Source organism: Sulfuricella sp. T08, from assembly GCF_000971475.1.
Lineage (GTDB): Bacteria > Pseudomonadota > Gammaproteobacteria > Burkholderiales > Sulfuricellaceae > Sulfuricella.
This window is the reverse complement of sequence record NZ_DF967548.1, coordinates 125,049-151,543: the sequence shown is the minus strand read 5'-3', so window position 1 is coordinate 151,543 and position 26,495 is coordinate 125,049. Positions and strand designations below refer to the sequence as shown.

Sequence of the window (26,495 nt, the reverse complement as noted above, 5' to 3'; positions counted from 1 at the left end):
TAGTGTGGATTACCCATGTGAAAGTAGGTCACCGCCAGGCTCCCAACAAGACAGACCCCCTCAGCGAATGCTGCAGGGGGTTTCGTTTTTTATATAGCGCACATTCTGCAAGCTGCGGGCGCTTTTATTTCTCTCTGGCGCATGTGCTAACATGCGATCATCCTAACCAGAATCTGCCGCTGTGAAACCCTTGACCTTTGCCGTTCTGCGACTGCTCTCCGACGGAGAATTTCATTCCGGCGAGGAAATGGCGCAGCAGTTGAACATATCCCGAGCATCCATCTGGCAGGCGATGCGCAATCTTGATGAAGCCGGTGTCGATCTGTTTCGAGTGCCGGGCCGTGGCTATCGGCTGCGCGAGCCTTTGCACTGGATCGACAAGGATAAAATTCACGCCGGGCTGGGCGATAAAGCCGGGTTTTTCGATCTGGAGGTTGCCGACTGTCTGGCTTCTACCAACAGCCGGCTGCTGGAGAAGGCGGTGCAGGGTGCGCCGCATGGCAGCTGTGTGATCACGGAGATGCAGACGGCCGGTCGCGGACGGCGCGGTCGGGAATGGCATGCCAACTTGGGCGGCAGCCTGACGTTTTCCCTGTTGTGGCGTTTTAATCAGGGGGCGGGATTCCTTTCCGGTCTCAGCCTGGCGGTCGGCGTGGCGCTGATGCGTGCGCTAAATCAGGTTGGCGTCTCAGGCGCAGGCTTGAAATGGCCAAACGATGTGCTGCACCAGCATCGCAAACTGGCAGGCATACTGATTGAACTGCAGGGCGATATGCTGGGGCCGAGCGCCGCGGTGATCGGCATCGGTATCAATCTTAAGCTGTCCGGCAAGGTGCTGAACCGGATCGATCAGGCGGTGGTGGATCTCCACTCTATAGGCGGGGACGTGTTAGAGCGAAATTTCTTTCTGGCTAACATTCTGCTGCACTTGGCTGATGTCCTGAATGAGTTCGATGAGGGCGGATTTTCAAGTCTGCGTGAAGAGTGGTTGAAGCACCACGCTTACCATGAAAAACAGGTTTTATTGTTGCTGCCCGACGGTAGTCAGCACGAAGGATATTTACTGGATGTGGCCGATGATGGCGCACTACTGGTGCGCACCGCGATTGGGAAGCAACGTTTCACTTCCGGTGAAATCAGTTTAAGGACAGTAGCATGATACTAGCAGTGGATGTTGGTAATACCAGGATTAAATGGGGAATGCATGATGGAAATTCGTGGCTGTCTCAAGGCGGGATTGAAACTTCGGACGTGGCAGGGCTGGGTGATGCATGGAGAGGCTTGATTGCGCCGGAACGGATCGTGGCATCGAACGTTGCCGGGCCGCATGTGGCCATGCAGATAGAGGAAGCCTGCAAGGGCTGGCCTGCCAAGATGCAATGGGTTGTTGCAGTCGAAAACCAGTGCGGCGTAAGCAACGGCTATGAAATTCCCTCGCAGCTGGGCAGCGACCGCTGGGCGGCATTGATCGCCTCGCGTCACATCGTGCCGGAAGGATGCGTAGTGGTCAATGCCGGTACTGCGATGACCGTAGATGCCCTGACTGCTGATGGTGTGTTTTTAGGAGGATTGATCGTTCCAGGGGTGGCAACTATGCTGCGAGCACTAGCAGTAAGCACGGCGGCTATCGAAGAGGGAGGGGGGCACTACAGGGATATTCCCAAAAATACTTCTGATGCGGTTTACAGCGGTGCGCTGTCCGCCATGGTGGGGGCGGTCTGGCACATGAATGCATTGCTCGCCGGCGAGATCAAGCGGGCACCGACCTGCTTGCTGAGCGGTGGCGATGCTCAATTGCTTCTGCCGCTACTGTCCGGTAAGACAAGGATGGTGGATAATCTGGTGCTGGATGGGTTGATCAGGATTGCATTGGCATGAAGTGGATATTCGCAATATTGCTGGTTATCAATATCTTGTTTTTTACCGTGCTGCAGCTCAATAGCAGTCATGGCAGGGAGCCCATGCGTGGGCACGAGCCGGTCCAAGCGGATAAAATCAAGCTATTGGCCGAGCCTCAGAAAGCGCCGGTGATGGCGCTGACCACGTCGGAGTCACCGGCAAAGTCAGGAGACAGCGTCCCGGTCGAAGCCAAGCCAGAGATTTGCCTCGAGTGGGGCCAATTTTCTGGCGACACGCTAAAGCGCGTGACGCAGGTGCTGGAGAAGCTGCAGTTGGGCGAGAAGCTCATCCAGCACAAAGCGGAAAAGCCCGGGGGCTACTGGGTTTACGTCACGCCGCGCAAGACGCTGCAGGAAGCGCAAAAGAAGGTAGATGAACTGAAGCAGATGGGGGTGCAGGATAGCCATATCGTCCGTGAACCATCGGTGATGCAGTATGCGGTTTTCATGGGTATTTTTTCCACTGCCGAGGCGGCTACCAAATACCTCAATCAGCTGCGCGAGAAAGGTGTGAAATCGGCTGTTTCCGGTCCGCGCACCCAGGAAGTCGACGCTAGCGTATTTCAGATCAAGGATAGCGGCGAGTCCATGACCGCGCAGCTGACAAAATTGAAACTGAATTTTCCCGGGAGCGAGCTGAAGGCCGTAGAGTGCCGCAAACCGGTCAAGGAGGGGCAATGATCAAGAAAGCGCTGTTGGGTTTGGCAGTGTTGCTGGGCAAGAAGGTGACTGACAAGATAGCGCGCAAGGTGGCAGCCAAGACTGCCGGAACAGTCCCAAAGAGTTAGGGAAACAGCTTGCCGGGGTTGAGTATCCCGTTGGGGTCGAATACCAACTTGATCTGTTTCATCAGCGCCATGGTTGGCGCATCAATCTCGCGCCCCACATAGGCGCGCTTTTCGCGGCCCACGCCGTGCTCACCTGAAAGCGTGCCGCCGAGCTTCAATACCAGGTCAAAAACCTCGTCCAGGCAGGCTTCTCCTCGCCGCATTTCATCCGGATCGTCCGGGTTGATCAGCAGGTTGACGTGGATGTTGCCGTTACCGGCATGGCCGAAATTCACGTTGGCCACACGGTATTTCCGGCTCAGCTCTCCCAGCCCCTGCAGCAGTTCCGGCAGCCTTGAAACCGGCACGACGATGTCCTCGTTGATCTTCTTCGGGGCGATGTCGCGCAGTAATGGTGAAAGCGCCTTGCGCACTGCCCACAGCCCGGCTGGATTGGCGGTGGCTTCTGCTGTAATCAGGCCGTCGTTGCTGCAGGCCAGGCGGATGGATTCTGCGCTGTCTGCAATTTCCGCAGTTCCTCCATCCACCTCGATCATCAGCATGGCGCGCGAGTTTTCCGGCAGAAGGCCGGGGTGACGGCCGCGTATCAGGTCGAGCGCCGCGCTGTCGAGAAATTCCAGTGCACTGGGAATATGCGGTTGCGCCATGATCGCGGTGATCGCCCTGGCGCAGTGGGTGATGTCGGCATAGTGTGCGGTGATGCCGCCCACCGACTGTGGTAGCGGGGTGAGCTTGAGGGTGGCCTCGGTAATCACTGCAAGCGTACCTTCCGAACCGATGATCAGCCGCGTCAGATCGTAGCCGACAACGCCCTTGGTGGTAGCGCAGCCAGTCTTGATGATTTCGCCGTTGCCGGTTACCGCCTTCAATCCCAGCACATGGTCGCGGGTGACTCCGTATTTAACGGCATGGGGGCCGGCGGCGCAGGTGGCGAGGTTGCCACCGATGCTGCAATAAGCACTGCTGGAAGGGTCGGGAGGCCAGAAAAAGCCGTGCTGCTTTGCGGCTTCCTGGATTTCCTGGTTGAGTACGCCGGGCTCGGCGACGATCAGCCGGTTGGCAGGGTCGACGAGAATGATGTTGCGCATGCGCTCCAGCGACATTACCAGGCCACCGCATTCGGGAATGCTGCCGCCGGCAGTGCCGGTGCCCCTGCCACGCGGCGTGACCGGCACACTGCATTGGTTGCAAAGCTGGATGATGTCCCGCACCTGCTGGGTATTCAGCGCAAACGCAACCGCTTCGGGCGGAAATATCTTGCGGCTGTTGTCGTAGGCATAGGCATAGCAGTCCACCGGATCGGTGAAAAGATTGTCCCGGCCGACAATGGCTTGAAGCCGACTGATGAAATCGGTGGGGAGCATCAAAGACTGCGGATCTTGGCCAGGGTCGCGGTAGTGGAGCGCTCATGCAGGAACGGAATCGAATGGACTGTCCCGCCCCAGCCTTGCACTTCCCGTGCACCGATGATGTCGGTTACGGCCCAGTCGCCGCCTTTTACCAGCACATCCGGCTTGCAGGCAAGGATCAAGTTGAGCGGCGTATCCTCATCGAACCCGATGACCAGGCTGACGCTTTCCAGTGCTGCCAGCACCGTCATGCGGTCATCCTGATTGTTGATCGGGCGCTCGTCACCTTTACCCAGGCGCTTCACCGATGCGTCGGTGTTGACGCCGACGATCAGGCTGGCGCCCAGTGACCGCGCCTGCGTCAGATAGGTGACATGGCCGCGATGGAGAATGTCGAAGCAGCCGTTGGTGAACACCAGCGGGCGCGGCAGGGCGGCAATGCGCTCAGCCAGATTGCCGGGTGTGCAAATCTTGTTCTCGAACAGTGGTGCTGAGGAAGGAGTCATCAGTCGATGTATTCGAACACCTTGACCACCTTCTGCACACCGCTGGTGGTGCGGGCAATTTCAACGGCATTTTCAGCTTCCTTGTGGGTCACCATGCCGAGCAGATAGACCACGTTGTTTTCCGTAACCACCTTGACGTGATTGGCCTGAAATTTCCCCAGTTCCACAAAGCGTACTTTGACCTTGGAGGTCAGATAGGTGTCGTTGCTGCGCGAGGTATAGGAACTGACACCGGCAATGGCGAGTTCGTTGAGGACGTTGCTGACATTGGGAACTTCGTGGACGATTTTTTCTGCTTCCTGCTTGGCGGCATCGGTCGGAACTTCACCGGTCATCAGGATGGTACGGTTGTAGCTGGTGATGTTGATATGAACCGTGTCCTTGAACTTTTCGTCGAGGCGGTTGGAAGCTTTCAGCTCGATACCCTGATCCTCGATAAACGTGCCTGAAGTGCGGCGATCCTCGGCCATAAGAACACCCGTTCCTGCGCCGGTTGCTACAACCGGGAAGCACCCTTGCAGGTTGATGACGGAAAAGGCCAGGGCAATCAGATAGACATAACTAGCCATACTACGGCTAGTCCCCCTCACCCCAACCCTCTCCCGCTCGCAGGAGAGGGGGCAATGGTTCACCTTCGGTGTATTTTTATGGTTTGGCATTTATTCAACTCCTAGTAAAAGACAATCAACGGCATCGCACAGGCAGTGGATGGCCGTAATATGGATTTCCTGCGTGTGCGCGGTGCGGTCGCCCGGCGCACACAGGTGGATGTCGCCCGGCATCAGAATTTCGGCCATCTGGCCGCCGCCCCTGCCGGTCAGCGCGATCACGTTCATGCCGCGGTCGTGGGCAGCGTTTACAGCCTGGATCACGTTGCGGGAATTGCCGCTGGTGGATATGGCGAGCAGCAGGTCGCCGGAGTGCCCCAGGGCGCGTATCTGCTTGGAAAAAATCTGGTCGAAATCGTAGTCGTTGGCAATCGAGGTAAGAGTCGAAGTGTCGGTGGTCAGGGCGATCGCGGCGAGTCCCGGGCGTTCCATCTCGAAGCGGTTGAGCATTTCCGCGGAGAAATGCTGGGCGTCCGCCGCCGAGCCGCCATTGCCGCAAGCAAGAATTTTGCCGTCGGCCATCAGGCACTGTACAAGGCGTTCCGCCGCATCGGCAATCGGGGCTGCAAGCAGATCCAGCGCTTGCAGCTTGAGATGGGCGCTTTCGGTAAAGTGGTGGCTGATTCGGCTGATGAGATCCATGTTAATTAGTTGTCAGTTGTCAGTTGTTAGTATTCAGTTTGGTATTGTGGACGGCGAAGCCGCACGGTTTTTTTCGGATAGCTGACAATTGAAGACTGACAGCTATTCTCTATTCGCCAAAGGCATTCCTGATCCACTCGATGTCATTATCCCGCAGGCCGCGCAACAATACCACATCGAAGCGGCAGGCAGGGGTAGTGCGCAGCTGTTGCAAATAATGCCGGGCGGCGAGTACCAGCTTGTGTTGCTTGCTGGCAGTGATGCTGGCCGCTGCCCCGCCGAATGCGTCGTTTCCACGCAGTCGGACTTCGACGAACACCAGTGTGTTCTGATCCTTGCAGACCAGGTCGATTTCGCCGAAGCGGCAGCGGTAGTTGGTCTCGACCAGCTTCAGCCCCTGCCGCTGCAGGAAGGTCGCGGCCAGTTGCTCTGCTTCGGCGCCTGTATTACTGGGGGTCGCCAAGATTTTTCGGGTTGGCGAACTCAGTCGCTACCGCTGTTCCCTCCCTGAATTGCGCGACCGCCATTTCGCGCTGGAACTGGTGGTTGGCAAGGCTGATCTGGCCGGTCACGCCGTCTAGCATGCTGCCATCCCCCAGGCGCGGGTTCTGCGCCATTACAGTGGCGATACGAAAAGCGTCGATGCCCAGCGCGTAAAGCCGCTCCTGCTCGATGCTGAAGTTTTCGGCGCGCGGGTACACCATTACGGCGGGATGGTCAGGCACCAGCAGCCAGGGCATATCGGCAAACAGCACGCCGTTCAGGTCGACGTTCCGGCCTATCTGGTTGCCGCCGAAGACCATCGAAGTGGCGTAGGTCGGCGTGTTGGGGTCCAGATAGGGGCGGACCATGCGAGCCCGTTCGGCGTCGGCGGCGAGGAAGATGATGTCCGCCCGATGTTTGATGACCGTATCGTGCAATGCGGGGAATTGGGTCTGCTCGGGGGAAAAGCTGGCCTGCGCCACCAACTTTCCGCCCAAGCCGCGCCATGCATCGGAAAATGCCAGCTGTACCCGTTTGGCTAGCGGCGTATTGGCGGTAACGGTCAGGGCGGTGCGCCACCCGTCGTTAAACGCGCGGCGTGCAGCCTGGCGCGCTTCACCCTCCGCGGTCAGGCCGAACAGGTAGAGATTTTCAGGAAGAACCTCTTCCCCCTCCGGATAATTCAGGGCCAGGGTCGGCACCTCAACCAGACCGCTTTTCGCCAGTGCAGTGACGGCATTCCGGGTCAATGGCCCGATCACGATTTTGGCACCGGCTTGCAATGCCTGCTGGTATGCGGACACAATATCTTCAACCTGGTCGCCGGTAGGATAGACTTGCAGCGGCAGCACTGCCGGTATCTGCATGATGGAAGCGGCAACGGCACCCTGCCTGACCGCCTTGGCAGCCGGCCCGAACGATGCTGACTTGAGTGGCAACAGCAGCGCGATGTGCGCTTTTAAACCGCTGCTCTGTAGGATTGCCACCGCCGTTGGCGGGGGGGGCGCAATGAGCGGGGTGGCTTTCGCCGTCTGATTTTCGGGCAGGGCGGCGGGCATGGCCGGCATCGGGGCGCTTGGCGCGGGCGCGGCGATAGGTCGGGCTTCAGTTACCGGTGCAGGTTTTGTCGAGGTGGCACAGCCGCTATTGAATGCGGCAAACAGGATAATCAGAAAGGTGGCGAACCGTTGCATCAGGAAAATAACCAGACAGGCAAAAACATATTATATGTAGTTGCCACACCAATTGGAAATCTGCAGGACATTACCCTGCGCGCACTGGAAATCCTGCGCAGCGTCGACGTTATCGCCGCCGAGGACACCCGCAACACCACCCGCCTGCTCAACCACTTCGCCATTGGCGTCAAGCTGATCGCTGTACATGAACATAACGAATACCAAGCCGCTACGCGGCTGATCGAAATGCTCCAGTCCGGCAAGTCGGTAGCGCTGGTGTCCGATGCCGGCACCCCGGCGGTGAGCGATCCGGGTGCCTATTTGGTTGCCAAGGTGCGCGAGGCTGGTTTGCGCGTTGTACCAATCCCCGGCGCGAATGCAGCGATCGCCGCCTTCTCGGCGGCGGGGATTACGGAGCCGCATTTTCTGTTTTACGGCTTTTTGCCGCACACCGCATCGGAGCGCAAACGCGAGCTCGCCGCGCTGAAGGCTACACCGCATACCCTGGTGTTCTACGAATCGCCCCACCGCATCCTTGCCAGCATGGCCGATCTGCGGGAAGTCCTGGGCGGCGCACGCACAGTCACCATCGCGCGTGAGTTGACCAAGGTTTTTGAAACCATTCATACCTGCACGCTGGAAGAGGCGCCGGACTGGCTGGAAGCCGATTCTAACCAGCAAAAGGGCGAATTTGTCCTGCTGGTGTCGGGAGCGGAAGTGGCAAAGGAAGAGGGGGTAGGCGAGGAAGCGCAACGCATCCTGCAATTGCTGCTGACGGAAATGCCGCTGAAACAGGCGGTGAAGCTGGCCGCCGAGATCAGCGGGGAGAAGAAGAACGCGCTGTATGAACTGGCGTTGCAGCTAAAAAAGGATGAGGGGTGAAGTCGAAGCGTGCCAGAAGCAGATGCTCAGGCACCGCTTGTGGTGAAGTGAGGGTTGTTTTTTACCCATATTCCTTGATAACCGGCGTTGTTGAATAAATCGGTGATTTCAGTATCAAGTTGATCAAATAGGTATCCACTCAACACCATCCCTTGTGCGTGATACGCAAGAGGAATGGCTGGAAAGTCGTTTTTCGATTATGAGATCAAAAAAACACATCCAGAATGTCAGATTTAGATTCAACAGCATTCCAGCATTCTGGCAATTCATCAGGGTCCTTGGCGCTTCTTTTCCTCCTGCTTGATTTTTTTGTCAGCCTTTTTTTCCTTTGTTGTTTTAGCGGGTTCTTTCTTGACCGCTTTCTTCGAGTCCTGGCCTTTGCTCATGATTTTTTCTCCATCGTTGAAAAATATGAATTCTGCATCGTCGATCTAACTCAGTGGGATGGGATCCTCCCACCTATCGGCATCGCTGTGCCAAACCGGGGGTGTTATCAACCAGCCAACAGGGTAAGGGGTCCGAAATGAACATTACACGAATTGGCCTTGATCTGGCAAAGCATGTTTTTCAGGTGCGGGGTGTTGACCGGCACGGAAGGCTAGCGTCATTGCTCATCAGGCATTGGTAGGCAGGTTGTGGGGCGCAAATCCTACATTCCAAAATAGTAACCTGCGAATGCCGTGTCGGCATCTTACAACCCTTGCTCCTCACCTTGCCTCCTGCACCTCGTTGACGATTTCCGTCAGGTCTTTTTCCCAGTGCATGAACACGTTTTTCAGCTCGGGGTCGGGGAAGAAATCGGCGAGGACGCTGGGGCGGTCGGTGACCAGGATGGTGTTATCCCGTTCGGCAAAAATTGCCACATTGAGCGGCAGATAGGGGATCAGATCGGGGTGTTTTGCGGTGAGCTGCGCGATCTCTTCCGCTTTGCCGTAGAACACCACCTTGTATTGATCGGTCTTGTAACCGATTTTCGTCAGGCCGATGTCCACGTTCTGCACGTGCGTGACCTTGTAGCCCCGCGTCGTGATGGCGTTTTGCAATGCCATCATCGCTTCTGGGAAGGACAGGCCGGAACGGATCATCAGCAACTGGTCGGCGCTGGTGGCAGAGGCCAGGCCTAGTAGCAGGGCGGTGATCAGGAATCGCATCGTTCTTTTCATATCGCCGCTTCTTCCATGATCGTCAGGTAGTGCTTGGTCATTTCGTCGCAAAGGGTGTTGAGCTCGGCGTTGTTGAAGATTTTGCTCAGGCGTTTGGGGTTGACCGTCATCATTTTGACTTTGCCGTTCTGCTCCACCACGGTAATGCGGCAGGGCAGGAACAGGCCGACTCTGGGGTCGGTCGCCAGCGCCGCGTTCAGCATGCTGAAGTTGCAGAAATAGATGATCTGCTGGCGTGGATCTTCCTGGCCTGTCGGCGCCAGTCCGTGGCTGAGCGGCTGTTCGCGGATGAAGAGGAAATTGTTCGAGCTGGCCGCCCGTTTCACGTTTTCGATTGTGGTCTTGAGGTCGTAGGGGGAATCCACGGTCAATACGGCTTGTTCGGTTTCGAGTACTTCGGCGTGCCTGGGTCTGGAAATCTTTTCCAAGCTGCGTATGAAGCTGACGATGTCGTCGATATCCTTTTCCTTGAGCCCTTGTTTCAGGAAGGAGACCATCGGGGTGCCTTCGCGCCCGTTCATCAGGGTTTTTTTGATCATGCTGTCGCTGGCGGCAGCGAGAAAGCCGGGGTTGTTCAGGGCCGGCGCCATGATCGGCAGGTCTCGCGGGCGCGAGAAGGTCACGCCGGTGCCTTTGCCGCCTTCTCCACCGGCACCGTGGCAGGCGGCGCACTGAGCGGCGTAGAGCGCACGGCCATGCTCGGCATTTCCCTTGACGGGCGTGGTGGAAAATTGCGGCGCCGGTGCCTTGTTCCAGCTGCGGATGTGGCTGACGATGGCATCGATGTCGGTGTCGGGCAGTGCCGATGTGGGCATGACCCTGCCGGGCCGGCCAAGACGGATGGTCTGGTGCAGATAATCGTTGCTGACGGTGGCCTGAAACGAGGGCAGCGAGAGAGGAACGCCGAGTCCGCCGCCGCCATTTTCGCCGTGGCAGGCTGCGCAATTGCGGGCGTAGAGCCTGGCGCCGTCTGATGCGGCCTGCGCTTGAAAGCTCCCCGCGAGCACAAGCAGAGTCAGTGTGATGATTTTATGCATGGGAAAAATTATAACTGAAACCGGAAAGGGCGAGTTTCCTGAAGCGTCGTATAATCTTGAAAATGGCGGTTCAATGGCTTTTCTAGGATATATTCAAATGGAAAAATTAACTCTTATCCGTCCCGACGACTGGCATTTGCACCTGCGCGATGGGGAACACATGCGGGCGGTGCTGCCGGACACAGTACGCCGTTTCGGACGCGCCATTGTCATGCCCAACCTTCGGCCACCGGTGACTACTACCGAGCTTGCGCTGGCCTACCGCGAGCGCATTCTTGCAGCCCTGCCGAAAAATTCTCGTTTCGAGCCGCTGATGGCGCTCTACCTGACCGACAACACGGCGCCTGCCGAAATCGCACTGGCCAAGGCGAGCGGTATGGTACACGGGGTCAAGCTGTATCCAGCCGGGGCCACCACCAATTCTGATTCGGGCGTGACCGATCTGCTCGGCAAGTGCAGTGCGGCACTGGAGGAAATGGAAAAGCAGGATTTGCCGCTGCTGGTGCATGGCGAGGTTACCGATCCCGAGGTGGACGTGTTCGACCGCGAAAAGGTGTTTATAGATCGCGTGCTGGCGCCGCTGGTGCGGCGCTTTCCCGGCCTGCGCGTGGTGCTGGAACATGTCACCACAGGTGACGGTGTGGAGTTCGTTAAGGCGGCATCAACGCGCGTTGCCGGTACGCTCACCGCCCATCACCTGCTGATGAACCGCAACGCCATGTTCGCCGGCGGCATCCGCCCGCATCACTATTGCTTGCCGGTACTGAAGCGCGAGGAGCATCGCCGCGCGCTGGTCGCGGCAGCGACCAGCGGCGATCCGAAGTTCTTTCTCGGCACCGATAGCGCGCCCCATGCCAAGGGCGCCAAGGAATCCGCCTGCGGCTGCGCCGGTATGTATACCGCCCATGCCGGCATCGAGCTTTATGCCGAGGTGTTCGAGCAGGCGGGCGCGCTCGACAGGCTGGAGGCCTTCGCCAGCTTTTACGGCGCGGATTTTTACGGCCTGCCGCGCAATACGGACAGCGTTACGCTGGTGAAAGAAAGTTGGGATGTGCCGGCGGAAATGAAATTTGGCGGCGATGTTCTGGTGCCACTCAGGGCAGGGGAGCAGTTGCAGTGGCGGATGCTGGATTGAAAGGGGGTTGCCTTTCTCTACTATGCCCCACATGAAATCGGCGCCAGCTCGATAATCTGATTCGCGCAGTTGTCCGGTGCTTTCCTGTAGCTATCCAGCATCTGCAGAGCTGTGGCAGTCCAGCGATCCTTCCCCGTTGCCACTTCTTTTGCCAGTGCCGCAAGCTGGCCGTCGTCCGCCCAGCGCCGGTAGGCTTCATTCAGTTCGGGGAAGGTGGCGCGGCGCATGGCGGTGAAGTTGGCGAAGTAGAAGTGCAGGCTCGCGGTGTTGTGGCGCTCCAGCAGGCGCGGCAAGGCGACGCTGCAGTCTGCCACGTGGTCGCGCACCGCGCGCGCCACGATCTCGGCGCGGGAGCCGGATACGGTGGCCAGCATGTCGCTCCAGTCCGGACCCAGTTGCGCACCGGCGTGGCATTCACCGATTTCATGCAAAATCACCGATTCGGTTTCCGCGTCGGTCATTTGTTCCAGGGCGGCGGTAAAGTCCTGCTCGAAGTCATAATGGCCAAGCGAGCGGGCCATGGCGCTGCCTTTCTTTTTCCAGTTCCATTCCTCGATTTTTTCCCACAGCATGCGGCGCAGCGATTCGCGCCGGACAAACACCGTGCCACCCAGCATCATGGCGGGCGGGGCGGCAAGGTCGCGGGCATGTTCGTTGTTTGCGACCAGTACCGGGTAGCCATCGCGCTGTTCGGCGCTGAGCAGGTCGGCCAGGAAAAAATGCGGGGCCGAGCGTCCGCCCACACCGCCGCTGTAAACCAGCCCGCTGGGCAGAAGGGCGCGGTTGATGGCTTCGGTGTCGAATGGGTTGAATGCAGTGTCGCCGATGGGGATGGGCGCATAAGACTGGTCTTCCAGCTCTTCCCAGCGTTGCTCGCGGCGGGTCAGCCATTCACCGAGTTCGTCCTTGGGTAGCGACGCCTGGAATGAGTAGCCTTTTTCCCAGCGATACAGCTCGCGCATCTTCAGCAGATAGGTGCACAGGGTGAAGTTGCGCGCGTGCTGGGCGTCGGCGATATCGCAGTTGTGCTGGACTGCGGCGCTCAAGGCTTGCAAGTGGTTGTCCATTAGGTTTCCTTGGTGGAATGGCAATACCCTACCAAATTGCTCGGGAATTATCAAGAGCAACGTGGTACAATGACCATGAAGCTGGCTAGACAGTCGCTGCGCGCGCAAGCGCGGAGAGGAAAGTCCGGGCTCCATAGAGCAGGATGCCGGTTAACGACCGGAGGCCGTGAGGCCATGGAAAGTGCCACAGAAAATATACCGCCGATGGCCGTTCCGCAAGGGGTGGATCAGGTAAGGTTGAAATGGCGAGGTAAGAGCTCACCGCACACTTGGCAACAGGAGTGGCAGGGTAAACCCCATCCGGAGCAAGACCAAATAGGCAGACGTTGAGGCGGCTCGTCGAGTCTGCGGGTAGGTTGCTTGAGTTCACGGGTAACCGTGCGCCTAGAGGAATGACTGTCCACGACAGAACCCGGCTTATCGGCCAGCTTCACCCAAATCAAAACAAGTGCCTTTCTCGTTTGCCTCCTCTCCCGCTAGCGGGAGAGGATTGAGGAGAGGGCGACATTTCGAGGGAGTCTGGGCTGTTTACCCCTCTCCCCAGCCCTCTCCCGCAAGGGGAGAGGGGGTAGCTGCTGCGTTACGAAGATTTGCTTTCCTGCTCCTTGCTCCACTCTTCAACTACACCCCTCAAAGTCCTAATAAATCACTTTCGGTATTTTACGTATCTATTTGCTTTTTAAGCATATTGGTTTTTCGGTGATTTGTTAATTAACTCATTGTCACGAAAGAGAAAAACCCGAAATTTAGCTTGACCCTTCACTTTTTTTTGCCTATAGTGGGAAACAGTGGTGAGAAGTGGGAATTTGTGGGAGCCCTTTCTGCCGGAAAATAAAAAAAGGGGATGACATGTTTCGCGGTGCAACAGCTTTGAATCTCGATGCGAAAGGACGCTTGGCAGTGCCAAGCAAGCATCGTGACGCGCTGCTGGTTCAATCTGCCGGGCGGCTGGTCATGACCGCGCATCCCCATCGCTGTGTGCTGCTCTACCCTCAGCCTGCCTGGCTGCCCATCGAAGAAAAAATCAATTCATTGCCGAGTTTCGACCCCGTGTCGAGTTCCTGGAAGCGCCTGCTGTTGGGCCATGCCGAAGAGCTGGAACTGGATGCATCCGGCCGCCTGCTGGTTTCCCCCGTGCTGCGTCAACTTGCCGGACTGGAGAAAGAAGCCATGCTGATCGGTCAGGGTGGCTATTTCGAACTGTGGAGCATGGAGGGCTGGCGTGCCCAGATGGAGCAGGCGCTGTCGCCTGGCAATGCCATTCCGACTGCGCTGGAAAACTTCTCGCTGTGAGCGAGGAATTCCGCCACAAGACGGTTCTGCTGGATGAGGCGGTCGACAGTCTGAATATCCGGCCGGACGGGGTGTATGTGGACTGCACCTTCGGCCGCGGCGGCCACAGCCGGCTGATACTGGAAAAGCTCGGCGAGCGTGGCGGGTTGATCGCACTGGACAGGGATCTGGCCGGAGTGGAAGAGGCCAGAAAAATAACCGACCCGCGCTTTCAGATCGTGCACAGCAGCTTCAGCCGCTTGCGCGATGTGTTGAGGGAGCTGGGCGTGGCGCACGTCGATGGGGTTTTGCTTGATCTGGGGATTTCCTCTCCGCAGATCGACGAAGCGGCGCGCGGTTTCAGTTTTCGTTTTGATGGGCCGCTCGATATGCGCATGGACACGAGCCATGGACAAACCGCTGCGGAATGGTTGGCTGGCGTTACAGAACAACAACTAGGGGAGGTGATAAAAAATTATGGTGAAGAACGGTATGCTAAACAGATTGCAAGAGCGATTGTTGCGTCTCGATCGGGGGAGCCAATTGTTACCACTCGCCAACTTTCCCAGATCGTGGCAAAGGCCTTCAAAAGCCGCGAGCCACATCAAGACCCGGCGACGCGCACCTTTCAAGCTATACGGATTTACCTCAATCAGGAGCTTGAGGAGTTGTCGCTAGTGTTACCTCAGTGCGTCGATGTTCTGGCGCCGTTCGGCCGCCTCGTAGTCATCAGCTTTCATTCCCTCGAAGATCGGGTCGTCAAGCGCTTCATGCGCGATGGCGCGCAACCGGCTGTTTATCCAGCTCGGCTGCCGTTGCGCGCTGCGGAACTGCCGGCGCCGCGATTGCGCCTGGTGGGCAAGGCTGCCCGGCCTTCTGGGGCGGAAGTCTCCGCCAATCCGCGCTCGCGCAGCGCAGTAATGCGCGTGGCTGAGCGGACGGAGGCAGCGGCATGAGCAGGGAGCAGTGCCTTCCGCAGGAAGGTGCGACCGAACGCGATTGCCCCACAAGGGGACTCCGACCCGCTGCGAGCCATGAAACCGGCTCGTGCGGGATCGTATGCAGCCGGGTGCCGACATGCGGTCTTGCCGGTTCGTGCTGTCCGTTTGAGGAGACGGCATGACCAAGCTCAACTTGCTGCTGGTGCTGTTTTTGGTGATGTGCGCGCTGGGGATCGTTACCGCCCAGCACAAGGCGCGCAAGATTTTCATCGAACTGCAGATGGAGCAGGAACTGGCGAAAAAGATGGAAGTGGAGTGGGGGCAGCTGCAGCTGGAACAAAGTACCTGGGCGATGCACTCTCGTATCGAGAAAATCGCTACGGCCTATCTGCAGATGCAGGTGCCTGACTCCTCGCGCATTCAGGTGGTGCAGCCGGCGGCAATCAAGGCGGCGCGGCCATGAGCTACGGGCTGAACAATGGGGCTACACGCGGACGCAGCGTGCCAATGCTTAAGTTGCCGGCAGGGCGTGCTCGCATCCTGATCTGGCTGTTGCTGGTATGGTTTCTGGTTTTGATTGCGCGGGCCCTATACCTGCAGGGTCTGAACACCGACTTCCTGAGGCACAAGGGCGACGAGCGTTATAGCCGGGTGATCGAACTGACCGCGCACCGCGGCATGATCACCGACCGCAACGGCGAACCGCTGGCGATCAGCACGCCGGTGGAATCGGTGTGGGTCAGCCCGAAGGATTTTGAGATCACCCCGGCACGCATCCGTCAGTTGAGCAAGATCCTGGATATGAGCGAAAGCGACGTGAAAAGCCGCTTCACTCAAAGTCAGCGCGATTTCGTTTACCTCAAGCGCCAGGTGCCACCGGAAACTGCTGCACGGGTGATGCAGGTCGATGCGCCTGGTGTGTTCCTGCGGCGTGAATATCGTCGCTACTATCCTGCCGGGGAGGTGGTGGCCCACCTGCTTGGTTTTACCGGCGTCGATGACAACGGTCAGGAAGGGCTCGAGCTGACATACCAGGACGAGCTGGCCGGCAAGCCTGGCAGCCGCCATGTGATCAAGGATCGACTTGGCCGTATCGTGGAGGACGTGGAAAGCGTGCGTTCACCACAGGACGGGCATGACCTGGCGCTAAGCATCGACCGCAAGATCCAGTACCTTGCCTACCGCGAGCTGAAAGCAGCGGTCACCGAACACAAGGCCAAGGCGGGCGCAATCGTGGTGCTCGACGCGAAAACCGGCGAAATCCTGGCGCTGGCCAATCTGCCAGCTTTCAACCCCAATAACCGTGCCAAGCTCAACCGCAATAGCACGCGCAACCGCGCTGTTACTGACACCTTTGAGCCGGGCTCGACGATGAAACCTTTTACGGCGGCTGCGGTGTTGGAGGCGGGAAAATTCAAGGCTGATTCACCGATTCAGACCGCGCCCGGCACCTTCACTATCGGTTCTGCGACGATCCACGACGCGCACCCCAATGGCGTGCTGACGGTGGCGCAGGTGATCCAGAAATCGAGCAACGTCGGTGCTGCCAAAATGGCGTTGTCGCTCGAACCCGAATACTTGTGGAATGCCTTCGACCATCTCGGCTTCGGCAAGCCGCCCCATGCAGGCTTTCCTGGCGAGGCGTCAGGCAGGCTGCGCCCCTACAAATCCTGGCAGCCGATCGAGCAGGCCACCATGGCTTACGGTCACGGCATTTCCGTAAGCCTTCTGCAGTTGGCACACGCCTATATGGTATTTGCCGGAGATGGCGAAATCAGGCCGGTCTCTTTGCTTAAACTGGATGTCCCGCCGACAGGGGCGAAGGTGATCGCGGCTGAAACATCGAAAGCAGTGCGCAGCATGCTGGAATTGGTGGTGCTACCAGGCGGTACGGCGCCGCGCGCACAAGTGATGGGCTATCGCGTGGCGGGCAAGACCGGTACGGCGCACAAGGAAGAAAATGGGCGTTACGCATCGGATCGATATGTTGCTTCATTCGTCGGTCTCGCGCCGGCGTCCAACCCGCGCCTGATCGTTGCGGTGATGATCGATGAGCCTTCCAATGGCCAGTATTACGGAGGCACTGTGGCAGCTCCGGTCTTCAGTCAGGTGATGTCGGGTGCGCTACGCCTGCTTTCCGTGCCGCCCGATGCACCGATCAGCAATATCCTGCCGCTGGAAGGCGCTCCTGAAGTGAAGGAGGTGGTATGAGTGCTTCGGTGAGGGGTGAGGCGTCAGGAGTGAGGGGTGGCGAGGAAGCTGGCTTCCTGGCTCTACCGGGCGCAGAGGTGAAGCATGTGGTTGTCGATAGTCGGCAAGTTCGGCAGGGAGACACCTTCGCCGCCTACCCGGGCGAGCGGCTAGATGGGCGCAAGTTCATAGCACAGGCAGTCGCGGCCGGCGCCAGTGCGGTACTGTGGGAGCGAGAAGGATTCGAGTGGAATTCAGAGTGGAAAGTGCCGAATCTTCCGGTCGATGACTTGCGCGACAAAATCGGCAAGATTGCCAGCCAGGTTTACGGCGAACCTTCGCGCCAGCTGTGGACGATCGGCATTACCGGCACCAACGGCAAGACTTCGTGCTGCCACTGGATTGCCCAATGCCTGACCGTTCTGGGTAAAAAAACCGCAATGGTCGGCACTCTCGGCAACGGTTTTCCCAGCGACCTGGCCCCTTCCGCCAACACCACGCCGGATGCGGTCAGTCTGCATGCTTTATTGCGCGACTATCTGGCGAACGGCGCGAAGTGCGTGGCGATGGAAGTGTCGTCCCACGGTCTGGCACAGGGCCGGGTCAACGGCGTGCATTTTGACATTGCCGTGCTCACCAACCTGTCGCGTGATCATCTGGATTATCACGGCGACATGGCATCCTACGCCGCCGCCAAGGCCGGCCTGTTTGAGTGGCCGGAGCTGCAATACGCGGTGCTCAATATGGATGACCAGTTTGGCGTCGAACTGGCCGGCAAGCTCGGTTGCAGCGGGGTGCAGACGGTGGGTTACAGCCTGGCAGGGAAGCATGAGGGTTGCCGCTTTGCCGTTCTGGCGCGCGATCTGGTGGCGGACGCTGAAGGCATCCGTTTCAAGGCGATTACGCCATGGGGGACGGCACAGCTGAGCAGCAAGTTGCTCGGCCGCTTCAACGCTTCCAACCTGCTGGCAGCGCTGGCGGTACTGCTGGTGAGCGGCATCGCACTGGAAGAGGCGGTGCGCGAATTGGGCAAGGTTGAATCGGTTGCCGGCCGCATGCAGCGCCTGGGCGGCGAGGGCAAGCCGTTGGTGGTGGTGGACTACGCTCACACCCCGGATGCGCTGGAAAAGGTGCTCGGAACCTTGCGCGAAATCATGAGTGACAAAAACAGGTTGATTTGCGTGTTCGGCTGCGGCGGCGAACGCGATCGCGGCAAGCGCCCGCTGATGGGAGCGGTGGCATCGCGCCTGGCGGACAGCGTGATCGTGACCAGCGACAACCCGCGTGGCGAGGATGGCCACGCCATCATCGACGAAATCATCGCCGGCATGGGTGCCAACTACCATGTGATCGATGATCGCGCTGCGGCCATAGACGCCGCTGTGCGCGGTGCGCAGCCGGATGACGTGGTGCTGATCGCCGGCAAGGGCCACGAGGATTACCAGGAAATCAAGGGCGTGAAACTGCCCTTTGCCGACGCCGACGTGGCTCGGCGAGTATTGGAAAGGATGGCGACATGAGCAGGGAGCAGTGCCTTCCGAAGGAAGGTGCGACCGGCCGCGAATGGCGCCGGGCGCCGACTTGCGAGGAGCAACATTTGTGGAGCAGGTTGAAGGAGGCGTCAACATGTTAAGTCTGAGTGCAGCAGCCAGGGCGTTGAACGCTGAAACCAGCGGTGCGGATGTGACGTTCTCCGGCGTCACCACCGACAGCCGTGCGGTGGCTGCCGGAGATTTGTTCGTGGCGCTGAAGGGTGAGCGTTTCGATGGTCACAATTACGTCAAGCAGGTGATGGAACAGGGTGCAGTTGCCGCGCTGGTAGAGCGGCGCGACCCGGCCTGGGGCGATTTCCCGCTGCTGCTTGTCAAGGATGCGCGCCTTGCCTTGGGTGAACTGGCCGGTCACTGGCGCAGCCGCTTCGTCATTCCCGTAGTGGCGCTCACCGGCAGCAGCGGCAAGACCACGGTGAAGGAAATGGTCGCCGCGATCCTGCGGGCTCAGGCAGGCGCAGCCGATCAAGTGCTCGCGACCAAGGGCAACCTCAATAACGACATCGGCGTGCCGCTGACTTTGCTCGGATTGCGCGACACCCATAGCTATGCCGTGATCGAGATGGGCATGAACCATCCGGGCGAGATCGCGTATCTGTCCACGATCGCCAAGCCCGATGTGGCACTGATCATTAATGCCCAGGCCGCTCATCTGGCAGGTTTCCCTCTCCCCAACCCTCTCCCGCAAGCGGGAGAGGGTGTAAACGTGAAGGGCGCTTGTTTTGATCTGGTGGAAGCGGTGGCACGAGCCAAGGGCGAAATTTTCCAGGGCTTGGCAGCGAACGGCGTCGCCGTGATCAATGCCGACGACCCGCATGCGCCGCTGTGGCAGAAACTGGCAGGTGCTCATCGCGTTATCCGCTTCGGCCTCAATCAGCCAGCAGAAGTGTCGGCCAGCTTCAAATTGCAGCCTTTCGGCAGCGAAATCGAGATGGTTACGCCCACAGGTAAATTTGCAGTCGTATTGCCGGTGCCGGGCGAGCACAACGTGCGCAACGCTCTGGCGGCTGCCGCCGTGGCTCAGGCACTGGGGGTCGACAACGCAACCGTCGCCGCGGGGCTGGCAAAGGTTTCCAGCGTCAAGGGCCGGCTGCAGAAAAATCCCTGCCTGCATGGCGCCACCATGATAGACGATACCTACAATGCCAATCCTGGCTCGGTGAGCGCGGCGATCGCCGTGCTCACCGCCTTGCCAGGCAAGAAGGTGCTGGTGCTCGGCGACATGGGAGAGCTGGGTGAAAACGCGCGCGCGCTGCATGCCGAAATCGGCGCGGTTGCGAAGGCGGCCGGGGTCGACTTGTTGTTTACCCTGGGCGATCTGAGTGCCGCTGCATCACAGGCTTTCGGCGAGGGAGGACGGAATTTCGAATATATCGAGGACCTGCTGCACGATATCGAAAACCTGCTGGCTCCGGATGTGACGGTGCTGGTGAAGGGGTCGCGTTTCATGCAGATGGAGCGAGTAGTGAAGAGTTTCGTGCTGGAGGAGGATTCGACATGCTGCTCGCATTGACCCAATGGCTGGGGCACGATATTCGGGCCTTTAACGTGTTTGGCTATATCACGTTGCGTGCGGTGCTGGCGATGCTGACTGCGCTGATGATCTCGTTCATCGTCGGTCCGGCCATGATCCGCAAGCTCACCGCCTACAAGATCGGCCAGTCGGTGCGCGACGACGGCCCGCAGACTCACCTCATCAAAGCCGGGACGCCGACTATGGGGGGGGCGCTGATCCTGGTTGCGTTGACGATTTCCACTCTGCTCTGGGCGGATCTGAAAAACCCTTATGTCTGGGTCGTGCTGGTCACCACGATTGGGTTCGGTGCAGTCGGCTGGGTCGATGACTGGCGCAAGGTGGTGCATCGTAATCCCAAGGGTCTGTCGGCCAAGACCAAATTGTTCTGGCAGTCACTGATCGGTGCCGGTGTCGCCGTGTTTCTTGCCATGACTGCCACGCTGCCGGCCCATACCGAACTGATCGTGCCCTTCTTCAAGCTGGTGACGATTCCTCTCGGCGGAGTGGGTTTCGTCGTGCTGACCTATTTCGTCATCGTCGGCAGCAGCAACGCGGTCAACCTCACCGACGGGCTGGATGGCCTGGCCATCATGCCGACGGTGATGGTGGCGGGCGCGCTGGCGCTATTCGCTTACGTTGCCGGCAACTTCGTTTTTTCACGTTACCTCGGCGTTCCCTACGTACCGGGTGCCGGCGAACTGGCCGTGTTCTGCACTGCCCTGGCCGGAGCTGGCTTGGGCTTCCTCTGGTTCAATGCCTACCCCGCCGAAGTGTTCATGGGCGATGTGGGCGCGCTGGCGCTGGGCGCCGCGATCGGCGTGGTGGCGGTGATTGTGAGGCAGGAGATCGTTCTGTTCGTGATGGGCGGGGTGTTCGTGGTGGAAACCCTGTCGGTGGTACTTCAGGTGGGGTCGTTCAAGCTCACCGGCAAGCGCATCTTCCGCATGGCGCCGCTGCATCACCATTATGAGTTGAAGGGCTGGAAAGAGAATCAAGTTGTAGTTCGTTTCTGGATCATCAGCATGATGCTGGTGCTGGTTGGGCTTTCGACACTGAAATTGAGATGAGCTTGAACCTCGAACATAAAAAAGTGCTGGTGGTGGGGCTAGGCGTCACCGGCTTCTCCATGGCGCGCTGGCTGGACGCGAGAGGAGCGGTGGTGGCTGTCGCCGACTCGCGCGACCATCCGCCGCATGCCGCGCGCCTTCAGGCCGAGCTGCCTGGTGTGCCGCTATTCACCGGCAAGCTCAGGGAAGAGGTGTTTCGCAATGCCGACCTGCTCGCGGTCAGTCCGGGCGTTTCCCTGCGCGAACCAGCCGTTGCCGATGCGCTGGCGCACGGCGTGGAAGTGGTCGGGGATATCGAGTTGTTCGCACAGGCGCTCAGCACGCAGGACTTGACGCTCAGAACCCAGGTAATCGCCATCACCGGCTCCAACGGCAAAAGCACGGTGACCGAGATGGTCGGTGCGATGTGCAGGAAGGCAGGCCTGCATACGATAGTGGCGGGAAATATCGGTCTGCCTGTGCTGGATGCATTGAGCGATCTGGACCAGCGCGGCGAGACAGCCGACGTGTTCGTGATCGAACTCTCCAGTTTTCAGCTGGAAACCACGCACACCCTGCATCCGGCTGTAGCGACTGTGCTCAATGTGACCGAAGACCACATGGACCGCTATCACGGCATGGAAGATTACGCCGCGGCCAAGGCGCGCATTTTTGCCGGCAACGGCGTCCAGGTGCTGAACCGGGAAGATCACTACAGCTTGGCGATGGTGAGGCCCGATCGCAGGGTGATGACGTTTGGCCTGGATGCGCCACAAAACCCAGAGGACTGGGGATTGCTGGGTGGCCAGAATGGCTCATGGCTGTCGCAGGGCGTGAACCGGTTGATGCCGGTAGCCGACCTGCCGCTTGCCGGCTTGCACAACGCAGCCAATGCGCTGGCCGCCCTTGCCTTGTGCCGCGCCATCGACCTGCCGCTCCAGCCCCTGATCGAGGCGCTGCGTGACTTCAAAGGACTGCCGCACCGGGTGGAGAAAGTGGCGGAGATTGGCGGCATCACTTTCTATGACGATTCCAAGGGGACCAATGTAGGAGCCACGGTAGCGGCGCTTAACGGCATGCCGTGCAAGGTGATGCTGATTGCCGGCGGCGATGGTAAGGGGCAGGATTTCAGCCCGCTCAAACCGGCTGTGTCCGCCCATGCTCGTGCCGTCGTGCTGATCGGCCGCGATGGGCAGAAAATCGGTGCGGCCCTGGCCGGCTGTGGCGCGCCCCTGCTCTCCGCGGCAAGCATGGAGGAGGCGGTGATGCTGGGATTCGAGCAGGCCCAGCCGGGAGATGCAGTGCTGTTGTCACCGGCCTGCGCGAGTTTCGACATGTTCCGCAACTACGAACATCGCGCTCAGGTATTCATCGCCGCTGTCAAAAAACTGGTGGAGGCGAAAGCATGAACTCCTATTCGCCGGTCGTTGCCCCGCACGCCAGACCCGACTACGACCGCACCTTGCTGTGGCTGGTGATCCTGTTGCTCGGCTTCGGACTGGTGATGGTGTATTCCTCCTCGATTGCCATCGCCGCAGCAGATAAGCATACCGGTTTCCAGGAAAGCTATTACCTGGTGCGGCAGGGAGTTTTCCTCTGCGTCGGCACCCTGTTCGGCCTGTTCGCCTTCCAGGTGCCGAACAAGGTGTTGCAGGAAACCGCGCCCTATTTGTTTCTTTCCGGCCTGGTGCTGCTGGTGCTGGTGCTGATTCCCGGCGTCGGTCGCGAGGTCAACGGCAGCCAGCGCTGGCTGTCACTGGTGGTGATCAATTTGCAGCCGTCCGAGTTCATGAAGCTGTTCGCAGTGCTGTACGCCGCCGATTACACGGTGCGCAAGGCGGCTTACATGGACAATATCAAGAAGGGTTTTATGCCGATGTTCATGGTGATGCTGCTGGTCGGCGGCCTGCTGCTGCGGGAACCGGATTTCGGCGCCTTTGCCGTGATCACCAGCATCGCCATGGCGATCCTGTTCCTCGGCGGCATGAACTGGCGGCTGTTCGCCGGCCTCATCGCCATGCTGCTGGTGGGATTCCTGCTGCTGATCTGGACCTCGCCCTACCGCATGCAGCGCATTATCGGCTTCATGGACCCATGGGCCGATCCCTTCGGCAAGGGCTACCAGCTTTCTCACGCGCTGATCGCCTTTGGGCGAGGCGAGTGGTACGGCGTCGGTCTGGGCGCGAGCGTCGAAAAACTGTTCTATCTGCCGGAAGCGCACACCGATTTCCTGCTCGCAGTGATTGCCGAAGAGCTCGGGTTCGCCGGCGTGGCCGTGGTGATCCTGCTGTTCGTCTGGCTGACTGTCCGTGCATTCTCCATCGGCCGCCAGGCGGCCGGGATAGATCGCCATTTTGCCGCGCTGGTGGCCTACGGCATCGGCATCTGGCTGGCAGTGCAGGCGATCATCAACATGGGCGTGAACATGGGGCTGTTGCCGACCAAGGGCCTGACTTTGCCCCTGCTGTCATTCGGCGGCAGCGGAATCGCCGCAAATTGCACCGCGATCGGCGTGCTGATGAGGGTGGACTGGGAAAACCGGCAGGTTATGAAGGGGTACTCCGTATGAGTAACGGGTCAGGGGTGATGAGTGATGAAAGGCGCATCGGCGGTGATCCATCACCCATCGCCCATCACCCATCACGTACCATCCTGATCATGGCGGGCGGCACCGGCGGACACGTGTTCCCGGCCCTGGCCGTGGCCGACACACTGCGGCAGAAGGACTGGAGGGTGGTGTGGCTGGGCACTCGCGCCGGCATGGAAGCGCGGCTGGTGCCGGAAAAAGGTTATGAAATGGCCTGGGTCAAGTTCGCCGGCATGCGCGGCAAGGGCGCGCTGCGCTGGGCGGCGCTGCCGCTCATGCTGCTGTTGGCGATGTGGCAGAGCGCGGCGGCGATTTTCCGTATCCGCCCCGACGTGGTGCTTGGTATGGGCGGTTTCACGGCTTTTCCCGGCGGCCTGATGGCTTCCCTGCTGGCCAAGCCCCTGGTGATCCACGAGCAGAATTCGGTGGCCGGGCTGACCAACCGGGTGCTGGCCTGCCTCGCAGATCGCGTCCTGGTGGCCTTCCCGTCAGCATTCAACAATCCCGGCGACAAGCCGATTGGTTGCTCCAAACCGGCAATGATCTGGTGCGGCAATCCGGTGCGCGCCGATATCGCCGCCTTGCCCGCTCCAGAACATCGGATGGCCGGGCGTCAGGGCAAACTGCGCCTGCTGGTGGTTGGCGGCAGCCTGGGTGCGGCTGCGTTGAACGAAGCGGTGCCGCAGGCGCTGGCGCTGATTGCAGAATCCGACCGTCCCGAGGTAATCCATCAGTCCGGCACCAGGAACCTGGAAAAGCTCCGGGCCAACTATGTCGCTGCCGGTGTTGCCGCCGACGCCCGCGCCTTCATCGACGACATGGCTCAGATGTATGCCTGGTGCGACGTGATCGTGTGCCGGGCGGGCGCGCTGACCCTGGCCGAAGTGACTGCCGCCGGCGTGGCCAGCGTGCTGGTGCCCTACCCGCATGCGGTGGACGACCACCAGACCGGCAATGCCCGCTTCCTGAGCGAGAACGGCGCGGCGGTGCTGCTGCCGCAACAGCATATGACCCCGGAAGGGCTGGCTGATTTGTTGGCAGGTTTCAGCCGAGAAAAATTACTGGCGATGGCGCAAGCCGCAAGAAAACTGGCTAAGCCGGAGGCGACCGTGACCGTGGCGCAAGTATGCATGGAGCTGGCAGGATGAAACATAAAGTCAAACATGTTCATTTCGTAGGTATCGGTGGTGTCGGCATGAGCGGCATCGCCGAGGTACTGCTCAACCTGGGTTACGAGGTGAGCGGTTCAGATCTGGGCGACAGCGTCGCTACCCGCCGCCTTAAAGCGCTCGGTGCCCAAGTTTACCAAGGCCATGCCGCCAGCAATCTGGAGCGCGCCGATGTGGTGGTGATATCCACCGCGGTCCAGGCCGACAATCCGGAAGTGGCGGCTGCGCGGGAGCGCAACATCCCGGTGGTGCCTCGCGCCATGATGCTGGCGGAGCTGATGCGCTTCAAACAGGGCATTGCAGTGGCCGGCACCCACGGCAAGACTACAACTACCAGCCTGATCGCCAGCATACTCGGCGAGGCAGGTATGGACCCGACTTTCGTTATCGGCGGCAAGCTGGAGGCCGCCGGTGCCAATGCGCGGCTGGGCCAAGGCGAATTCATCGTCGCCGAGGCGGATGAGTCCGATGCCTCCTTCCTCTACCTGATGCCGGTGATGGCGGTGGTGACCAATATCGACGCCGACCATATGGAAACCTACGGCCATGATTTTAACCGGTTGAAACAGGCCTTCGTCGACTTCGTCCAGCGCCTGCCTTTCTACGGCATGGCGGTATTGTGCTCAGACGATGCAAACGTACGCGAAATCATGCCGCGCATTACCAAGCCGGTGACTACCTATGGCCTGGAAGAAGGCGCGCAGGTTCGGGGTACGGATCTTGGTCATTGCGGCGGCCGGATGGATTTCAAGGTGCAACGAGCCGGTCTGCCGGAACTGGCGGTGACGCTCAACATGCCCGGCCAGCATAACGTGTTGAATGCGCTTGCGGCGATTGCGGTGGCGATGGAAGTGGGTGCGCCGGATACGGCCATCGTCAAGGGATTGGCCGAATTCAGCGGGGTTGGACGGCGCTTCGAACGTTATGGCGAGGTCATATTGCCTGATCACCCTCTCTCCAACTCTCTCCCGCAAGCGGGAGAAAGGGCGATCGTTTCCGCTCCCGCAAGCGGGAGTGGAAGTTTTACTTTAATTGACGATTATGGCCATCACCCAGTGGAAATGGCGGCGACCCTGGCGGCGGCGCGAGGTGCATTCCCGGGTCGGAGGCTGGTGTTGGCATTCCAGCCGCACCGTTACACCCGCACTCGCGATTTGTTCGAGGATTTCGTCAAGGTGCTGTCGACCGTCGACGCCCTGTTGCTGACCGAAATCTATCCGGCCGGCGAAGCGCCGATCGTAGCCGCAGACGGCAGAGCATTGGCGCGTGCCATCAGGGTCGCGGGCAAGGTTGAGCCGATTTTCGTGGAAACAGTGGCGGAACTGCCGGGTGAAATTCTGAATGCGGCGCGGGACGGCGATGTGGTGCTGACCATGGGTGCCGGCTCGATCGGCCAGGTGGCGGGCAATTTGACGCGGGGCGGGGCGTCCCTCTAACGTGGGATTCCGACTTTACTATGCAACAAGTTGCATGAAAGATCGTATATGAAAG

25 protein-coding genes and 1 other RNA gene are annotated in these 26,495 nt (G+C 59.5%); 17 read left to right on the top strand and 9 right to left on the bottom strand.

Annotated elements, in window-relative coordinates; translation table 11 throughout:
* Positions 1-181: 181 nt before the first annotated feature.
* Genes SCT_RS12805 through SCT_RS12795 form a run of 3 tightly spaced genes read left to right on the top strand, consistent with a single transcriptional unit; the run spans position 182 to position 2,579 of the window.
* On the top strand, positions 182-1,159 hold the full coding sequence (locus SCT_RS12805; RefSeq protein ID WP_059423624.1) for a biotin--[acetyl-CoA-carboxylase] ligase: 978 nt from the start codon (positions 182-184) through the stop codon (positions 1,157-1,159).
* Positions 1,156-1,878 carry a type III pantothenate kinase gene (locus SCT_RS12800; protein WP_059423622.1) on the top strand — a complete coding sequence of 241 codons (723 nt, stop codon included), beginning with the start codon at positions 1,156-1,158 and terminating at the stop codon, positions 1,876-1,878. The genes SCT_RS12805 and SCT_RS12800 overlap by 4 nt, the downstream gene beginning before the upstream one ends.
* On the top strand, positions 1,875-2,579 hold the full coding sequence (locus SCT_RS12795) for an SPOR domain-containing protein (protein ID WP_059423620.1): 705 nt from the start codon (positions 1,875-1,877) through the stop codon (positions 2,577-2,579). Before SCT_RS12800 ends, SCT_RS12795 begins: the two co-directional genes overlap by 4 nt.
* Before the next feature lie 103 nt (positions 2,580-2,682).
* Here SCT_RS12795 and SCT_RS12790 read toward each other — a convergent pair whose 3' ends face one another.
* The 6 genes from SCT_RS12790 to SCT_RS12765 all read right to left on the bottom strand — a co-directional run bounded on the left by SCT_RS12790 (position 2,683) and on the right by SCT_RS12765 (position 7,467).
* Positions 2,683-4,050 (bottom strand): FAD-binding oxidoreductase, encoded by a 1,368-nt coding sequence (locus tag SCT_RS12790; protein WP_059423618.1) that lies wholly within the window; start codon positions 4,048-4,050, stop codon positions 2,683-2,685.
* The gene (gene rfaE2 / locus SCT_RS12785; RefSeq protein WP_059423614.1) at positions 4,050-4,541 is read right to left on the bottom strand and encodes a D-glycero-beta-D-manno-heptose 1-phosphate adenylyltransferase; all 492 of its coding nucleotides are present in this window, start codon (positions 4,539-4,541) and stop codon (positions 4,050-4,052) included. Before rfaE2 ends, SCT_RS12790 begins: the two co-directional genes overlap by 1 nt.
* On the bottom strand, positions 4,541-5,110 hold the full coding sequence (locus SCT_RS12780) for a BON domain-containing protein (protein WP_059423612.1): 570 nt from the start codon (positions 5,108-5,110) through the stop codon (positions 4,541-4,543). Before SCT_RS12780 ends, rfaE2 begins: the two co-directional genes overlap by 1 nt.
* A 90-nt stretch (positions 5,111-5,200) precedes the next feature.
* Positions 5,201-5,791, bottom strand: coding sequence for a phosphoheptose isomerase (locus SCT_RS12775; protein ID WP_059423610.1), 591 nt, complete (start codon positions 5,789-5,791; stop codon positions 5,201-5,203).
* Between the two features lie 109 nt (positions 5,792-5,900).
* Positions 5,901-6,254, bottom strand: coding sequence for a YraN family protein (locus SCT_RS12770; protein ID WP_059423609.1), 354 nt, complete (start codon positions 6,252-6,254; stop codon positions 5,901-5,903).
* Positions 6,238-7,467 (bottom strand): penicillin-binding protein activator, encoded by a 1,230-nt coding sequence (locus SCT_RS12765; protein WP_059423606.1) that lies wholly within the window; start codon positions 7,465-7,467, stop codon positions 6,238-6,240. The genes SCT_RS12770 and SCT_RS12765 overlap by 17 nt, the downstream gene beginning before the upstream one ends.
* On the opposite strand from SCT_RS12765, the gene rsmI reads away from it, so the two are divergent.
* Positions 7,462-8,331 carry a 16S rRNA (cytidine(1402)-2'-O)-methyltransferase gene (gene rsmI / locus SCT_RS12760; RefSeq protein WP_059423604.1) on the top strand — a complete coding sequence of 290 codons (870 nt, stop codon included), beginning with the start codon at positions 7,462-7,464 and terminating at the stop codon, positions 8,329-8,331. The genes SCT_RS12765 and rsmI overlap by 6 nt on opposite strands.
* A gap of 707 nt (positions 8,332-9,038) precedes the next feature.
* Here the strand turns inward: rsmI and SCT_RS12755 are convergent.
* Positions 9,039-9,494 (bottom strand): DUF302 domain-containing protein, encoded by a 456-nt coding sequence (locus SCT_RS12755; RefSeq protein WP_059423602.1) that lies wholly within the window; start codon positions 9,492-9,494, stop codon positions 9,039-9,041.
* Positions 9,491-10,531 carry a c-type cytochrome gene (locus SCT_RS12750; protein WP_059423600.1) on the bottom strand — a complete coding sequence of 347 codons (1,041 nt, stop codon included), beginning with the start codon at positions 10,529-10,531 and terminating at the stop codon, positions 9,491-9,493. The genes SCT_RS12755 and SCT_RS12750 overlap by 4 nt, the downstream gene beginning before the upstream one ends.
* A gap of 97 nt (positions 10,532-10,628) precedes the next feature.
* Between SCT_RS12750 and pyrC the strand changes: the two genes are divergently transcribed.
* Entirely contained in the window at positions 10,629-11,666 is a 1,038-nt protein-coding gene (gene pyrC, locus SCT_RS12745; RefSeq protein WP_059423598.1) for a dihydroorotase, read from the top strand.
* Positions 11,667-11,686: 20 nt separating this feature from the next.
* On the opposite strand, the gene SCT_RS12740 is transcribed toward pyrC, so the two are convergent.
* The gene (locus tag SCT_RS12740) at positions 11,687-12,733 is read right to left on the bottom strand and encodes an Sfum_1244 family protein (protein WP_059423595.1); all 1,047 of its coding nucleotides are present in this window, start codon (positions 12,731-12,733) and stop codon (positions 11,687-11,689) included.
* Between the two features lie 77 nt (positions 12,734-12,810).
* On the opposite strand from SCT_RS12740, the gene rnpB reads away from it, so the two are divergent.
* The 12 genes from rnpB to murC all read left to right on the top strand — a co-directional run bounded on the left by rnpB (position 12,811) and on the right by murC (position 26,440).
* Positions 12,811-13,169: RNase P RNA component class A (gene rnpB / locus SCT_RS12735), an RNA gene on the top strand.
* A gap of 413 nt (positions 13,170-13,582) precedes the next feature.
* The gene (mraZ, locus tag SCT_RS12730; RefSeq protein WP_059423593.1) at positions 13,583-14,026 is read left to right on the top strand and encodes a division/cell wall cluster transcriptional repressor MraZ; all 444 of its coding nucleotides are present in this window, start codon (positions 13,583-13,585) and stop codon (positions 14,024-14,026) included.
* A complete protein-coding gene (gene rsmH / locus SCT_RS12725; protein WP_059423591.1) occupies positions 14,023-14,961 on the top strand; it encodes a 16S rRNA (cytosine(1402)-N(4))-methyltransferase RsmH in 939 nt (312 codons plus the stop codon). Before mraZ ends, rsmH begins: the two co-directional genes overlap by 4 nt.
* Positions 14,962-15,124: 163 nt before the next feature.
* Complete coding sequence (gene ftsL / locus SCT_RS12720; RefSeq protein WP_059423589.1) at positions 15,125-15,409, top strand: cell division protein FtsL; 285 nt, start codon at positions 15,125-15,127, stop codon at positions 15,407-15,409.
* The gene (locus SCT_RS12715; protein WP_189799666.1) at positions 15,406-17,157 is read left to right on the top strand and encodes a penicillin-binding protein 2; all 1,752 of its coding nucleotides are present in this window, start codon (positions 15,406-15,408) and stop codon (positions 17,155-17,157) included. Before ftsL ends, SCT_RS12715 begins: the two co-directional genes overlap by 4 nt.
* On the top strand, positions 17,154-18,656 hold the full coding sequence (locus tag SCT_RS12710; protein WP_082098340.1) for a UDP-N-acetylmuramoyl-L-alanyl-D-glutamate--2,6-diaminopimelate ligase: 1,503 nt from the start codon (positions 17,154-17,156) through the stop codon (positions 18,654-18,656). The genes SCT_RS12715 and SCT_RS12710 overlap by 4 nt, the downstream gene beginning before the upstream one ends.
* Before the next feature lie 106 nt (positions 18,657-18,762).
* Positions 18,763-20,199 (top strand): UDP-N-acetylmuramoyl-tripeptide--D-alanyl-D-alanine ligase, encoded by a 1,437-nt coding sequence (gene murF, locus SCT_RS12705; RefSeq protein WP_059423662.1) that lies wholly within the window; start codon positions 18,763-18,765, stop codon positions 20,197-20,199.
* Positions 20,184-21,269 (top strand): phospho-N-acetylmuramoyl-pentapeptide-transferase, encoded by a 1,086-nt coding sequence (gene mraY / locus SCT_RS12700; RefSeq protein ID WP_059423587.1) that lies wholly within the window; start codon positions 20,184-20,186, stop codon positions 21,267-21,269. Before murF ends, mraY begins: the two co-directional genes overlap by 16 nt.
* Positions 21,266-22,657, top strand: a complete 1,392-nt coding sequence (gene murD, locus SCT_RS12695; protein WP_059423584.1) for a UDP-N-acetylmuramoyl-L-alanine--D-glutamate ligase — start codon at positions 21,266-21,268, stop codon at positions 22,655-22,657. Before mraY ends, murD begins: the two co-directional genes overlap by 4 nt.
* Entirely contained in the window at positions 22,654-23,817 is a 1,164-nt protein-coding gene (ftsW, locus tag SCT_RS12690) for a putative lipid II flippase FtsW (protein ID WP_059423578.1), read from the top strand. The genes murD and ftsW overlap by 4 nt, the downstream gene beginning before the upstream one ends.
* Before the next feature lie 17 nt (positions 23,818-23,834).
* On the top strand, positions 23,835-24,983 hold the full coding sequence (gene murG, locus SCT_RS12685) for an undecaprenyldiphospho-muramoylpentapeptide beta-N-acetylglucosaminyltransferase (RefSeq protein ID WP_059423661.1): 1,149 nt from the start codon (positions 23,835-23,837) through the stop codon (positions 24,981-24,983).
* Positions 24,980-26,440: a UDP-N-acetylmuramate--L-alanine ligase gene (gene murC / locus SCT_RS12680; RefSeq protein ID WP_059423576.1), complete on the top strand. Its 1,461-nt coding sequence runs from the start codon at positions 24,980-24,982 to the stop codon at positions 26,438-26,440. Before murG ends, murC begins: the two co-directional genes overlap by 4 nt.
* Positions 26,441-26,495: the final 55 nt, after the last annotated feature.